Raw genomic sequence first — 13,603 nt, 5'->3', positions numbered from 1 at the left:
CGGGAAGGGCCCGCACCGCTGGAACATGGTACGGGCCCCGCCTGTGAAACGCCTGAACGTCAGAGGGAAGTGACGCCCTCGGCCTGCGGGCCCTTCTGGCCCTGCGTGATCTCGAACGCCACGCGCTGGTTCTCCTCAAGGCTGCGGTAGCCGGAGGTGGCGATCGCCGAGTAGTGAACGAAGACGTCGGGGCCGCCGTCGTCCGGCGCGATGAACCCGAAGCCCTTCTCGGCGTTGAACCACTTCACGGTGCCTTCGGCCATGATCTCTTTCTCTCCTTCGGTGAAGCTCACCGGTCGCCGGGTGGCGACCGGGGCTGCGTGCGGACCAGCCTTACATCCGCCGGTTCAACCGGAGAAGTAGAAACGCCCGCTGTCTTGAAACTTCCGCGTGCGCTTCATTAAGCAAACGTGCGTGGAAAGTACGACTGCAACGCTGACACCCTACCCGGTTACAGCCAGGAGTTGTGGAAAGGGGCCGAAGGCGCGTCGAACCGGGGCTTCCCGATCAGCTTGCGGGACGAGAGCGCGTAGATCCCGTCGTTGGTGAAGACCCAGATGATCTTGCGGTCCCACTCGACGTAGACCCCGTGGGTCTGGTTGCCCAGCGCCCAGTCCGGGACGCCCTTGCTGTAGCCCTGGGGCACGAACTGGGCCGCGATCTTGGGGTGGGCGCGGTCCTTGAGGTCGAACAGCTGTACGCCGGCGTTGTAGAAGGCGTACGGGATCAGGCCCGCGGGCGGGTTCCCGGGCGATGTGTAGTAGCCACTCCGCTTGGGCCCGAAGCTGCCGCCCCGCTGGCAGTAGTCGGTGAAGCCGGAGCCGCGGGGCGGGACCGGCCGGGGCAGGGTGCCCACGATGCGGGGCTTGGCCGGGTCGCGGGCGTCGACCTGGAAGATGTCCTTGTACGGCTCGTAGCAGTCCTCGCCGAGCGGGTAGCCGCTGACGTAGATCATGCCGGTCCTGGCGTACTGCGAGACGTCGACGTTGTCGGCCTCGGTGCCGCCCACCGACATCGGCAGGTCCAGGTGGGACACGGTCTTCATGTGCGCGGGGTCGGAGATGTCCAGGACCGACATCCCGAAGCCGCCCTGGGCGGCGAAGGCGTACTTGCCGCCCTGCTCGACCGGCTTGGGGATGAACAGCGACATCCGCGCGCCCATCCAGGAGGTCTGGTTGCCGCAGCGCGGGTTCTTCCGGTAGGCGGCCTCCTCGCCCTTGACCTGGCCCGGCAGGTGCCATTCGCCCAGCTTGCGTGGGTGGGCCGGGTCGGACATGTCGTACGACTGGTAGCCGGCGGAGTAGAGGTTGGTGGGCACCTCGCTGTTGCCCCAGCTGTCGCGGGGGGCGACCGCGATGAACATGTACTTGCCGCCGGTGTAGTACGGGATGTCCAGGGAGCCCGAGCCCTGCTGCGGCTTGTTCACGTCGGACTTGAGCGGGTCGGGCTGGGTGGCGTCGGTGCTGACCGTGGACAGCAGCTTCCAGTCCTTCTTGCGCGGGCCGTCCAGCCGGAAGACCTTGAAGCCCTTGAGCTGGGCGGTCTTGCGGACCTTCTCGACGCCCGCCGGGTTGCCGAACTTGCCGTGCTCGGGGTCGTCACCCAGCTCGTCGGGGATCTGCCGCTTGGCCTCGAAGCTCTGCACCATCACGTAGGCGCGAAGCTTGGCGTTCCACTGGATGGACGAGGCGCCCCAGAAGTCGTGCGGGGCCCAGGTGGCGTTGCCCTTGTTCTCGTCGCCGTCCACGTCGTCGCGGGTCATCGTCTCGACGACCTTGACCTTGCGGACGTCGGTGATGTCGTAGACGCGGCCCTCGCTGCGGTCGTACTGGAACAGATAACGCCGGCCCTTGAAGTCGACGATGTTCTGCCAGGAGTGGAAGTAGTCGGGCGTGAACGTCTTACCGCGGTAGGACGCCTCGACCTTCACCGGCCCTGAGATATGCGGCTTGGGGTCGTATCCCTCGGTCTTGGGGAACAGATCCTGAGCGCCGCCGGGAAAGGGGTGACGGTCCTCTCCGGGCGGGGTCAGCGAGGGGTGCCGGAACGTGCCGTCCAGCTGCATCCCATAGCTTCCGGGGTCGGCCTCCTGAGGCCGCCGATCCCCGCAGACCGTGGGGATATAGGGGTCGGCGGGCACGGCCTGAGCGGCGTGCGCGCCCGTCATGGCCAGCGGGGCGGCGACGGCCGCCGCCGCCCCTGCCGCGAGCAGGATTCTCCTCATACGGAACGCCTTTCGTCTGCCCCCGAAAAGTCAGGTGGACGAAATCATTCCGTGCAATTGGACGCTACCGCTAATACTTCTATTAATGCCCGCTATAGCGATCCCGTTATCCGAACCGAGAGCGCGTCTGCGAGCCGATGACAGTCGTGGAAAGTGTTATAGAGAGGAACGGGGGCCAGGCGGACGACATCGGGTTCGCGGGCGTCGGCGATGACGCCGGACCGGGCGAGCGCGTGGACGAGGCCGCCCGCGTCCCGTACCCGGATCGACAGCTGGCAGCCGCGCATGGCCGGGTCTGCGGGGGTGATCACGTCCGCCACCCATGTCAGGCGGCGGGCCAGGTAGGCGGTGAGCCGCTCGCTCTTGGCCCGCAGGGCGCCCATGCCCACCGAGTCGAAGATCTCCAGCGACACCAGCACCGGGGCCAGGGAGAAGATCGGCGGGTTGGACAGCTGCCAGGCGTCGGCCGAGGCGGGCGGGTCGATGACCGGGCCCATCCTGAACCTGGTGGCCGGGTCGGTGCCCCACCAGCCCGCCAGCTTGGGCACCGAGGCGTCGCGGACGTGGCGTTCGTGCACGAAGCAGCCCGCGACGGCGCCGGGCCCGGAGTTGAGGTACTTGTAGCTGCACCAGGCGGCGAAGTCGACGTCCCAGTCGTGCAGGCGCAGCGGCACGTTGCCCGCCGCGTGCGCCAGGTCCCAGCCGACCACGGCCCCGGCTGCGCGCCCGGCCTTGGTGATCGCCTGGATGTCCATCAGCTGGCCGGTGAGGTAGTTGACGCCGCCGAGCATGAGCAGCGCGACCCGGTCGCCCTCACGTTCGAGGTAGTCGGCGATGTCCTCGGTCCGCAGGGTGTCCTCGCCCTCGCGGGGACGCAGCCGCACGATCGCCTCGGCCGGGTCGAGGCCGTGGTGAACGGCCTGGCTGGCGACCGCGTAGGAGTCGGAGGGGAAGGCGGTGTCCTCGATGACGATCCGGGTCCGCTCCCCCGCCGGGCGGTAGAAGCTGGCCATCATCAGGTGCAGGTTGACCGTGAGGGTGTTCATCGCGACGACCTCGTGCGGGAGGGCCCCGACCAGGCGTGCCATCGGGTCGCGCAGCAGCTCGTGGTAGCCGACCCACGGGCGGCGGCCCTGCGTGTGCCCCTCCACGCCGAACCTCGCCCAGTCCTCCAGCTCCTCGGAGATCCGGGCCGCGACGCCGCGCGGCTGGAGGCCGAGTGAGTTGCCCGCGAAGTAGGCGGACTCGCCGTACGACCCGTCCGGCGCGGGCGGGATCAGGAACTCGGCCCGCCGCGTCGGCAGCGGGTCGGCCTCGTCCAGCGCCAGCGCCTCCTGCTCGTCAGTCACTTCTCCCCTTCAACCAGATCGAGCGCGATGTCCACGATCATGTCCTCCTGGCCACCGACCATGCCCCGGCGGCCCACCTCGACGAGGATGTCGCGGGTGTCCAGGCCGTAGCGGCGGGCGGCGTCCTCGGCGTGCCGCAGGAAGCTGGAGTAGACCCCGGCGTAGCCGAGTGTGAGGGTCTCCCGGTCCACCTGGACGGGCCGGTCCTGCAGCGGGCGGACGATGTCGTCGGCGGCGTCCATCAGCTTGAAGACGTCCGAGCCGTGCTTCCAGCCCATGAGGTCGGCGACCGCGACGAACGCCTCCAGCGGGCAGTTGCCGGCGCCCGCGCCCATCCCGGCGAGCGAGGCGTCCACGCGGCGGACGCCGTTCTCGACGGCGACGACCGAGTTGGCGACGCCGAGCCCGAGGTTGTGGTGGGCGTGGATGCCGATCTCGGTGTCCTCGCCCAGCAGGTCGCGGTAGGCGCGGACCCGGTCGCGGACGCCGTCCATGGTGAGGCGGCCGCCGGAGTCGGTGACGTAGACGCAGTGCGCCCCGTAGGACTCCATCAGCTTGGCCTGCTCGGCGAGCTTCTCCGGCGGCGCCATGTGGGACATCATCAGGAAGCCCGCGACGTCCATGCCGAGCTCGCGCGCGGTGGCGATGTGCTGGGCGGAGATGTCGGCCTCGGTGCAGTGCGTGGCGACCCGTACCGACCGTACGCCCAGCTCGTAGGCGCGCTTCAGCTCGGCGATCGTGCCGATGCCGGGCAGCAGGAGCGTGGTCAGCACGGCGCGTTCCATGACCTCGGCCGCGGCGGCGATCCACTCCTCGTCCAGGTGCGCGCCCGGGCCGTAGTTGACGCTGGAGCCTGCCAGGCCGTCGCCGTGCGCGACCTCGATGGCGTCCACCCCGGCGGCGTCGAGCGCGGCGGCGATCTCGCGGACCTGGTCGGTGGAGTACCGGTGCCGGATGGCGTGCATGCCGTCCCGCAGCGTCACGTCCTGCACGTAGAGCTCGTACGTCATCAGATCGCCAGCCTTTCCGCGACCCGCAGCGCGGCCGAGGTCATGATGTCCAGGTTCCCCGCGTAGGCGGGCAGGTAGTGCGCGGCGCCCTCGACCTCCAGGAAGACCGAGACGAGGTGGCCCTCGCCGCCCGCGAGGGCGGCCAGCGGGTCGCCGGCGCCGACCGGGCGGATCTGGACCTGCTGCTTGAGCCGGTAGCCGGGCACGTACGCGGCGACCTCGGCGACCATCTTCTCCACCGCGGTCACCACGGCCTGCTCGTCGCAGTCGCCGACCACGCAGTAGACGGTGTCGCGCATGATGAGCGGCGGGTCGGCCGGGTTCAGCACGATGATCGCCTTGCCGCGCGCGGCGCCGCCGACCACCTCCAGCGCGCGGGCGGTCGTCTCGGTGAACTCGTCGATGTTGGCGCGGGTGCCGGGCCCGGCCGAACGGGACGAGATCGAGGCGACGATCTCGGCGTACCGCACCGGGGTCGCGCTCGACACGGCGGCGACGATCGGCACGGTGGCCTGGCCGCCGCAGGTGACCATGTTGAGGTTCGGCGCGTCCAGGTGGTCGTCGAGGTTGACCGGCGGGACCACGTACGGGCCGAGCGCGGCGGGCGTGAGGTCGATCAGCCGCTTGCCGTGCGGGGCGAGCACCGCGGCGTTGTGCTCGTGGGCCTTGGCCGAGGTGGCGTCCAGGACGATCTCGATCGCGTCGAAGCCGTCCATCGCGACCAGTCCCTCGACGCCCTCGTGCGTCGTCGCGACGCCCATCCGGGCGGCGCGGGCGAGGCCGTCGGAGCCGGGGTCGATCCCGGCCATCGCGGCGACCTCCAGGCGCTCCGACAGCCGGATCACCTTGATCATCAGATCGGTGCCGATGTTGCCGGAGCCGATGATCGCGACCTTGGTCCTGGTCATCGGGCTGTCTCCAAGTCAAAGAAGCGGCGGGCGTTGCCGCCCAGCAGCGCGGCGCACTCGGCGTCGCTCAGCGCGTCGCACGCGCGGATCGTCGAGCCGGGCTCCAGCTCGCCGAGCGGGAAGGGGAAGTCGGTGCCGAGCATGACCCGTTCGGGGCCCATGACCTCGACCAGCAGCCGCAGCGCCCGCGGGTCGAACACGGCCGAGTCGACGTAGAAGCGGTCGGTGTAGGCCGACGGGGGCTTCGGGGAGTCGCGGCGGACGATGTCGCGGTTGCGCCAGGCGTTGTCGGCGCGGCCGAGCAGGTAGGCGAAGCTGCCGCCGCCGTGGCAGAAGCACAGCTTCAGCGAGCCCGGCAGGCGTTCGAACGCGCCGCCCAGCATCATCGACAGGATCGACAGCTGCGTCTCCGCGGCCATGCCGACCAGCCACGGCAGCATGTACCGGCCGCCCATGCGCTCCTCGCCGAACATGTCCCACGGGTGCACGAGCACCGGCATGCCCTCCTCGGCGCAGTGCGCGAGGAACTCCACGATCGCGTCGTCGTCGGGGTAGCGCGTGCCGACGTGGTTGCCGATGTGCACGCCGCGGTGCCCGGCCGCCTTGGCCTTGGTGACCGCGGCGGAGGCGAGCCCGGTGTCCTGCAGCGGGACCTGGCAGAGCGGCAGGAGCCGCTGCGGCGCGTGCGAGGCGTAGGCGAGGATCCGGTCGTTGACCAGCTCGCACCAGTCCGCCGCGCGCTCGGGCTCGGCCTCGTACCCGAACATCAGCGGGGTGGAGGAGACCGCCTGGACGTCCACGCCGGAACGATCCATCGCGGCCAGCCGTGCCGCCGGGTCCCACAGCTCCGCGGCGACGGGCCGGTACTCGGCGTCGCCGCTCATCATCATGCCGGTGCCGTCGCCGTTCTCGCGCAGCCACGGCTCGCCCTCGTCCGCCAGCACCCGGCCCTCGGCACGGGAGATCAGGGGGAAGACATGGGCATGGACGTCGATTACGTTGTTGCCCGAGGGGGGGCGACCCCCCGCACCCGCCGGGCCGATTTCGTCGGTGAGGGTCATTCCGTGCCGCGTGCCTTCGTCTGCGGGCGGAGATCCGCCGGCCAGTCCTTGCCGGGGTGGACCGCGCCGCAGTTCGGGCACGTGCGGTCGCCGTCGTAGAACTTCTGGAACGTGGGCGGCAGGTCGTCAACGATCGAGCGGACCTGCAGTTCGGCGCGGTGGACAAGGTGGTGGCAGTCCATGCAGTACCACTCGAACGCCTCCCGCAGCCCCTCGGGCCGGGACACCTCGACGACCAGGCCGACCGAGCCCTGCTCAGGGCGCTGCGGCGAGTGGCGCACGTGCGGCGGCAGCAGGAACACGTCGCCCTCGTTGATCTGCACGTCGCGGTGCGGCTTGCCCTCCTCCTCCATGACGCGCAGGACCATGTTGCCCTTCAGCTGGTAGAAGAACTCCTCGGTCGGGTCGTCGTGGAAGTCGGTGCGCTGGTTCGGGCCGCCGACGACCATCACGATGAGGCCGGCGTCCTCGAACACCTGCTTGTTGCCGACCGGCGGCTTCAGCAGGTCGCGGTGCTCGTCGATCCACTTCGAGAAGTTGAACGGCTGCCCGTGGATGAGCTGTGGCAGGGTCATGACTGCCTCTCCTTTATGGGGATGTAGGCCACGCACGAGATCTCGATGAGCAGGTGCGGGTGCGGCAGCTGGTGGACGGCGACGGTGGTGCGCGCCGGCCCGGTCTCGTCGAAGTACTCGGCGTAGACCTCGTTGTAGCCGCCGAAGTCGTTCATGTTCACCAGGTAGGTGGTGACGTTCACGAGGTCGGACAGGTCTCCCCCGGCGGCCTTGAGCAGGTCGCCGATGTTCTCGATGACGGCGCGGGTCTGCTCGCGGACGTCGAGGTCGGTGACGCCCATCGGGTCGGCGCTCGCCCCGGCGAACGTGCCGTCCGGGCGGCGCGAGCTGGTGCCCGACACGTAGACGAGGTCGCCCGCCCGCTTGACGTGCGGGAAGCGGCCGCGCGGCTTGGCCTTGCCGTCGACGGTTATGCCGTCGGTCATTTCGTGGTCACCTCCACGCTGCCCAGGCCCGCGCCGAGGACGCGGACGTGCGCGTTCGCGGGGAGCGGGACGGCGGCGGTCGCGGCGCCCGCGAGGACGATCGCGCCCGGCGTGAGCGGCATCCCGGCCTCGCGAGCGAGGCGTTCGGCGGCACGCAGGGAGCGGATCGGGTCGCCGAGGATCGCGGCGGACGAGCCGGTCTGCACGACCCGGCCGTCGATCTCCATGACCAGCCCGATGTTGGCGAGGTCGCGGGGGTCATGCCAGGTGCCGAAGCCGAACCCGGCCGCCGAGGCGTTGTCGGCGATCACGTCCGGCAGGGTGAACTTGAAGTCCTCGTAGCGCGAGTCGAGCACCTCGAAGCCGACCGCGACCTTGTAGGACTCCTCGCCGATCAGGAAGGCGATCTCGGGCTCGATCCGCGGGTGGATCAGGCCGGTGAGGTCGAGCGTCGACTCGATGTGCATCGCGTCGGTGAGCAGCCCCCAGATGACGTCGTCGACGCCCATCTGGATCATCTTGGCGCGGGAGGTGAAGCCCATCTTCACGCCGATGCGCTGCTCGCCGCGCGCCTCGCGCAGGGCGATCCCGGCGCGCTGGATCCGGTAGGCGGTGGCGACGTCGAACGGCTCCTTGTCGGTGAGCCTGCCGACGGCGCGGCCCTCGCGGGTGGCGGCGTCGAGCGCCTCGGCGAGTGCGGTGATGTCAGTCATCCCGTTCACCCCTCTTCCTTGCCGAACGCCACGCGGACGTCGCCGAGCCCCTCGATGCGCGCCTCCAGCACGTCGCCGGGGTCGGGTGTGAACATCGGGCCGAGCGCGCCGGTGAGGATGGTGTCGCCCGCGCGCAGGGGGCGTCCGAGCCGTACGGCGGTGTCGGCCAGCCAGAGCGCGGCGTTCAGCGGGTGGCCGAGGCAGGCGGCACCGGTACCCGTGGACACCTGCTCGCCGCGGCGTTCCATCACCATCCCGCACAGGCGAAGGTCGAGGTCGGTGAGCTTGGCGGGCCGGTTGCCCAGCACGTACATGCCCGAGGAGGCGTTGTCGGCGACGGTGTCGGCGAGCGTGATGTCCCAGTCGCGGATGCGGCTGCCGACGACCTCGATGGCGGGGAGGGCGAACGCGACGGCGCGGATCAGGTCGGCCGCGGTGTGCCGTTCGTGCGTCAGCTCGTCCTCCAGGACCAGCGCGACCTCGGCCTCGGCCCGCACCTGCATGACGGTCCCGGCGGGGATCTCGCCGCCGTCCGGCACGGCCATGTCAGCGAACAGCACGCCGAAGTCGGGGCTGTCGACGCCCAGCTGCGCCTGCACGGCGGCCGAGGTCAGGCCGACCTTGCGGCCGGTGATGCGGCGGCCGTCGGCGGTCCACCGCTTGGTGACGCGCTCCTGGACGGCGTATGCGGCGCCAGCGCCGTTGATCAGGTCGCGGACGGGCTCGCACGGCACGCCGGAGGCGTAGGCGCCGAGGATGCGTTCGGCGGCGGCGTCGAGAACGGATTGCGTGTGGGTCACGGAAGTCGCTTTCAGATCTGGATGCAGACGTTGACGGGCTCGGAGAAGAAGTCCAGGGAGTACTCTCCGCCCTCGCGGCCGATCCCGGAAGCCTTGACCCCGCCGAACGGAGTGCGCAGGTCGCGCAGGTTCCAGCAGTTCACCCACACGATCCCGGTCTCGATCCGCGGCGCCACCCGGTGCGCCCGGGACAGGTCGCGGGTCCACACCGTGGAGGCCAGGCCGTACGGGCTGTCGTTGGCCAGCCGGACCGCTTCCTCCTCGGTGTCGAACGGCGCGACGTGACAGACCGGCCCGAAGATCTCCTCGCGTACGGTCCGTGCGGTCTCGGGGAGCCCGGTGAGCACGGTCGGCTCGACGTAGAAGCCGGCGTCGCGTTCGTCGCCGAAGACCGGCACGCCGCCGCCGGTGACGACCGTCGCGCCCTCGTCGGCGGCGAGCCGGTAGTACGACAGGACCTTGTCGCGGTGCCCGGCGGAGATCATCGGCCCGTAGCCGGTCAGCGTCCGCGTCTTCTCGGCGAGGGCCGCGACGAACTCCTCGAAGACCGCGCGCTGCACATAGACGCGTTCGGTGCACAGGCAGATCTGGCCGGAGTGGGTGAACGAGGAGCGCACCGTGCCGTCGACGGCCGCCTCGAGGTCGGCGTCGGCGAAGACCAGGGCGGGGTTCTTGCCGCCGAGCTCGAAGGAGAGCGGCGTGACGTGGTCGGCGGCGTTGCGCATGATCGCGGCGCCGGTCGCCGACTCCCCGGTGAAGGCGATCGCGTCCACGCCCTCGTGCCCGGTGAGGAACTCCCCGGCCGCGCCCGCGCCGTGCCCGTGGACCAGGTTGAACGCCCCGGCGGGCAGCCCGGCCTCGTGCATCACCGAGGCCAGCAGGGTGGCGGTGGAGGGGGTCTCCTCGGACGGCTTGGCGATGACGGCGTTGCCCGCGGCCAGCGCCGGGGCCACCTTCCAGGTCAGCAGGAGGAGCGGGAGGTTCCACGGCGAGATGATCGCGACGACGCCGAGCGGGCGGCGGACGGTGTAGTTGAGTGCCTGGCCGGTGCCGCCGCTCCAGCCGGGGACGGCCGTGGTGTAGGCCCGTTCCGGCCGCCCGTAGAGCAGGTCGGCGTAGGCGCGGAAGTTGCCGATGGCGCGGGGGATGTCCACGGTCTCGGCCAGGGCGCGGGGCTTGCCGGTGTCGGCGACCTCGGCGTCCACGAACTCCTCGAACCGGGCCTGGATGCCGTCGGCGATCCGCCGCAGCGCCGCCGCGCGCTCCTCGGTGGTGGCCGCGCCCCACTCGCCGTCCAGGGCCGCGCGCCCGGCCCGCACGGCCTCGTCGACGATCTCGCGGGTCGCCTCGGGCACCGCGCCGGACTCGGTGCCGGTCACCGGATCGACCAGCGGAAAGGCCGAGCCGTCCGAACGGAACGCGCCGCCGACGTAGTGCTCCGCCTTCATGCCTGTGTCCTCCTCATTCGGTGGTCTATCTGCGATGATGCTCCATCTAGCTATGCCCGACCAATACCGATCGACCCGTCCGCTATGACTTTTTCGTGATAGGAAGACGGCATGCGCGCAATCGACCTGCTCAACGGGCGGCTGAAGCTCCGGCACCTGGTGCTGGTGGTCGCCATCGCCGACGAGGGCAGCGTGCTGAGGGCCGCCGAGCACCTGCACCTGGCCCAGCCCGCCGTGACCCGCAGCCTGCGCGAGGTCGAGCACGTCCTCGGCGTGGAGCTGTTCAGCCGGGGCCCGCGCGGCATGACGCCCACGCTGTTCGGCGAGGCGTTCATCGAGCACGCGCGCGCCGTGCTGGCCGAGCTGCGCCGAGCGGGCGAACGGATCTCCGGGCTCGCCGACGGCGAGGTCGGCACGGTCACCATCGGGACCCTGCTGGCGGGCTCGAACGTACTGCTCCCCCGCGCGATCGCCACCCTCAAGCGCGAGCGGCCCGGCATCACCGTGATCGTTCAGGAGGCCACGTTCGACGCCCAGGCGCCGCGCCTGCTGGACGGCGAGATCGACCTCATCCTCGGGCGCCTGAACCCGATCGAGGACCTGCACGGCCTGCGGCAGATCACCCTGTACGCCGAGCCGGTCCGCCTGGTCGCCCGCCGCGATCACCCCGCCCGGCGCCCGGGTCTCACGCTCGAAGACCTCATGGACTACCCGTGGGTGCTGCCCCTGGAGCAGACCGCGCTGCGCCAGGAGCTGGAGCAGATCTTCCGCCGGGACGGCCTGTCGCTGCCCGCCAACCTGGTCGAGTGCACCTCGATCCTGACCGTTCGTACCCTGGTCCGCGACGCCGACATGATCGCCGCGCTGCCCGAGCTGGTCGCGATGACCGACGAGGAACTGGAGCCGCTCCCCGTTCCGCTGGAACCGGTCCGCCGGCAGGTGGGGGTGACGCTCCCCGACCGCCGCCCGCTCACGCCCTCGGCCCGCCTGATGCTGGACCACCTGCGGGCGAGGGCGGCGGAGCTCAAACCGAGCGAATGAGCCCCAGCAGCTTGCGGCTCACGGCCGACTTCGGATCGGCCAGGTCGAGCACCACGTCGAAGTGGTTCCGCTCTGGAACGACCGCCAGCTCCCCGCCCCAGTGGGCCTGGAACCTGCGCGACTGCTCGACGAAACCGGCGCCGTCGCCCTCAGCCACCGCGATCACGGTCGGGAACCGGCGCTCGGCCTCCAGCAGCTCCGGGCTCAGCGTGGCCGCCCGCTTCACGTCAAGGCCCAGCCACTCGTTCACATAGACGCGCGTCAGCGGCCGGATGTCGAACAGCCCGCTGAACGGCATGGCCGCCTTGACCACGTCCTCGGGCAGGCCGAGCTCCTCCTGCCAGCCGCTCAGCATCGTCATCCCGGTCAGGTGCCCGCCGGCCGAGCTGCCGCCGATCACGATCCGTTCGGGATCGAGGCCGTGCTCGGCCCCGTTCGTGTAGACCCACGCCACCGCAGCGCGCACCTGCCGGACGATCTCCTCCAGGGTCGCGCCGGGCGCCAGCGTGTAGTCGGGCACCACGGTCGCGACGCCCTGGTCGTCCAGCATCCGGGCCATGAACCCCGAGTCCGCCCGCGACAGCGCCTTCCAGTAACCCCCGTGAACGAACATGAACACCGGCCGGGGCCGCTTGCCGGTCCCCCAGACGTCCAGCCGTTCGCCGCTGCGGTCGTAGACCACCCCCGCGGACCCGGCCAGCCCGTCCACGGCCTTGTCCGACTCGGCCCGGTAGCGGACCATCAGCTCGGCGAACAGTTCCTCCCCCGCCTTGCGGCGCACGTTGTAGGCGATGTCCAGTTCCTCATCAGAGAGCCCCCGACCTGGCCAGTCCTCAACCGAAGCGTCCATATGGCCCAGCCTTGCCGCCGCCATCGCCGCAGGCAAATACCGATGGTGATACCTGCTATCACCGACCCGGCATAACGATCAGCTCGACGCCCAGCCCCAGCAGCCCGACGCCGGTCACGCCCTCGATCCCGCGCCGTACGCGAGACCGTTCGAAGACACGCCGGAGCCGCCCCAGGACCAGCACGACCACCAGCAGCCACGCCAGCCCGATCAACGCGTGCGTGGCCGCCAGAAAAAGCACCTGCGGCAAGGAGTCGGCGAACTGCGGCAGCAACGAGAAGTAGAGCGCGAGGACCTTCGGGTTGGTGATGTTCGACAGGAATCCCTGCCGGAACCCACGCCCGCCCCGTGAAGGCCCCTGGACCCGTTCACCCTTCCGGGCGGCCCGCAGCGCCTGCACGCCCAGATACGCCAGATAGCAGGCGCCCACCACCTTCAGGGCGTTGAACGCGGGGGCGGACTTCACCACCAGGGCCGCGACCCCGAAGGCCGCCGCGAGCCCCTGCACCAGCAGGCTGGTCATCACTCCCAGGCTGGTGGCGAGCCCGGCCTTCCGTCCGTACATCAGGCAGTTCTTCATCACCACGGCGAAGTCCGGCCCGGGGGCGATCACGATCAACACGGCCAGCCCCACAAAGGCCAGGGAGTTGGAGGGAATCATAAAAGATGCATACCCTATGCATGTGTCTGAAACGCGGCTCACCAACCTTCTGGGCGCCCTAGGCCTCGCCACCGCCGACCTGCTCGCCTCCGAGGGCGAACGCACCGTGGGCCGCGCCGCCAGCGCCCCCGCATGCCTCCTGACGATCGCCACCAGACCCGGCATCAGCATCGAGGCGCTCCGGGCGATCCTCGGCCTCTCTCAGCCCGCCACCGTCCGCCTGGTGGACAACCTCGTCGCCGACGGCCTGGTCACCCGCAACCCGGGCCCCGACAACCGCACCCGCGCCCTGGCCCTCACCCCCGAGGGCACAAGCCGCGCCACCCAAGCCCTGACGGCCCGCCATACCGCCCTGGAGACACTCCTGGAAGACCTGGACGCCGCCGACCGGGAATCCCTCACCGATCTGCTGGAACGCGTCCTGGCCCGCCTCCCCCAAGGCCGCAGCCACGCCCGCCACCTCTGCCGCCTCTGCGACCACCAGTCCTGCGAAACGCCCTACTGCCCCATAGACCGAGCCGTCCCTGACTGAATCAGG

At 70.6% G+C, this 13,603-nt stretch carries 15 protein-coding genes; 2 read left to right on the top strand and 13 right to left on the bottom strand.

What is annotated here, in order from left to right; all coding sequences use genetic code 11:
* Positions 1-59: 59 nt before the first annotated feature.
* From J4573_RS36920 to J4573_RS36870, 11 genes are all read right to left on the bottom strand, one after another.
* Positions 60-263, bottom strand: coding sequence for a cold-shock protein (locus J4573_RS36920; protein ID WP_208260747.1), 204 nt, complete (start codon positions 261-263; stop codon positions 60-62).
* A 188-nt stretch (positions 264-451) separates the two neighbouring features.
* On the bottom strand, positions 452-2,224 hold the full coding sequence (locus J4573_RS36915; protein WP_208260746.1) for an LVIVD repeat-containing protein: 1,773 nt from the start codon (positions 2,222-2,224) through the stop codon (positions 452-454).
* 92 nt (positions 2,225-2,316) lie between these two features.
* Complete coding sequence (kynU, locus tag J4573_RS36910; protein WP_208260745.1) at positions 2,317-3,573, bottom strand: kynureninase; 1,257 nt, start codon at positions 3,571-3,573, stop codon at positions 2,317-2,319.
* Positions 3,570-4,583, bottom strand: a complete 1,014-nt coding sequence (gene dmpG / locus J4573_RS36905; protein WP_208260744.1) for a 4-hydroxy-2-oxovalerate aldolase — start codon at positions 4,581-4,583, stop codon at positions 3,570-3,572. Before dmpG ends, kynU begins: the two co-directional genes overlap by 4 nt.
* Positions 4,583-5,491, bottom strand: a complete 909-nt coding sequence (locus J4573_RS36900) for an acetaldehyde dehydrogenase (acetylating) (RefSeq protein WP_208260743.1) — start codon at positions 5,489-5,491, stop codon at positions 4,583-4,585. Before J4573_RS36900 ends, dmpG begins: the two co-directional genes overlap by 1 nt.
* Positions 5,488-6,552: an amidohydrolase family protein gene (locus tag J4573_RS36895; protein ID WP_208260742.1), complete on the bottom strand. Its 1,065-nt coding sequence runs from the start codon at positions 6,550-6,552 to the stop codon at positions 5,488-5,490. Before J4573_RS36895 ends, J4573_RS36900 begins: the two co-directional genes overlap by 4 nt.
* A complete protein-coding gene (locus J4573_RS36890) occupies positions 6,549-7,127 on the bottom strand; it encodes a 3-hydroxyanthranilate 3,4-dioxygenase (RefSeq protein ID WP_208260741.1) in 579 nt (192 codons plus the stop codon). Before J4573_RS36890 ends, J4573_RS36895 begins: the two co-directional genes overlap by 4 nt.
* Positions 7,124-7,552 carry a RidA family protein gene (locus J4573_RS36885; RefSeq protein WP_208260740.1) on the bottom strand — a complete coding sequence of 143 codons (429 nt, stop codon included), beginning with the start codon at positions 7,550-7,552 and terminating at the stop codon, positions 7,124-7,126. Before J4573_RS36885 ends, J4573_RS36890 begins: the two co-directional genes overlap by 4 nt.
* Positions 7,549-8,265 (bottom strand): 2-keto-4-pentenoate hydratase, encoded by a 717-nt coding sequence (locus tag J4573_RS36880; protein ID WP_208260739.1) that lies wholly within the window; start codon positions 8,263-8,265, stop codon positions 7,549-7,551. Before J4573_RS36880 ends, J4573_RS36885 begins: the two co-directional genes overlap by 4 nt.
* 5 nt (positions 8,266-8,270) lie before the next feature.
* The gene (locus tag J4573_RS36875) at positions 8,271-9,065 is read right to left on the bottom strand and encodes a 2-keto-4-pentenoate hydratase (RefSeq protein WP_208260738.1); all 795 of its coding nucleotides are present in this window, start codon (positions 9,063-9,065) and stop codon (positions 8,271-8,273) included.
* Positions 9,066-9,076: 11 nt separating this feature from the next.
* Positions 9,077-10,513 (bottom strand): 2-hydroxymuconic semialdehyde dehydrogenase, encoded by a 1,437-nt coding sequence (locus J4573_RS36870; RefSeq protein ID WP_208260737.1) that lies wholly within the window; start codon positions 10,511-10,513, stop codon positions 9,077-9,079.
* A 111-nt stretch (positions 10,514-10,624) separates the two neighbouring features.
* Here J4573_RS36870 and J4573_RS36865 point away from each other — a divergent pair, with 111 nt between their 5' ends.
* A complete protein-coding gene (locus J4573_RS36865) occupies positions 10,625-11,554 on the top strand; it encodes a LysR substrate-binding domain-containing protein (RefSeq protein ID WP_208260736.1) in 930 nt (309 codons plus the stop codon).
* Here J4573_RS36865 and J4573_RS36860 read toward each other — a convergent pair.
* Positions 11,538-12,404 (bottom strand): alpha/beta hydrolase, encoded by an 867-nt coding sequence (locus J4573_RS36860; RefSeq protein WP_208260735.1) that lies wholly within the window; start codon positions 12,402-12,404, stop codon positions 11,538-11,540. The genes J4573_RS36865 and J4573_RS36860 overlap by 17 nt on opposite strands.
* A 58-nt stretch (positions 12,405-12,462) precedes the next feature.
* Entirely contained in the window at positions 12,463-13,065 is a 603-nt protein-coding gene (locus J4573_RS36855; RefSeq protein WP_208260734.1) for a LysE family translocator, read from the bottom strand.
* Between the two features lie 22 nt (positions 13,066-13,087).
* On the opposite strand from J4573_RS36855, the gene J4573_RS36850 reads away from it, so the two are divergent.
* Positions 13,088-13,597: a MarR family winged helix-turn-helix transcriptional regulator gene (locus tag J4573_RS36850; RefSeq protein ID WP_208260733.1), complete on the top strand. Its 510-nt coding sequence runs from the start codon at positions 13,088-13,090 to the stop codon at positions 13,595-13,597.
* The last annotated feature ends 6 nt before the right edge of the window (positions 13,598-13,603 follow it).

Source organism: Actinomadura barringtoniae (genome assembly GCF_017573505.1).
GTDB lineage: Bacteria > Actinomycetota > Actinomycetes > Streptosporangiales > Streptosporangiaceae > Spirillospora > Spirillospora barringtoniae.
The sequence above is the reverse complement of the archived record's forward strand: the minus strand, read 5'-3'. Positions and strand labels throughout refer to the sequence as shown.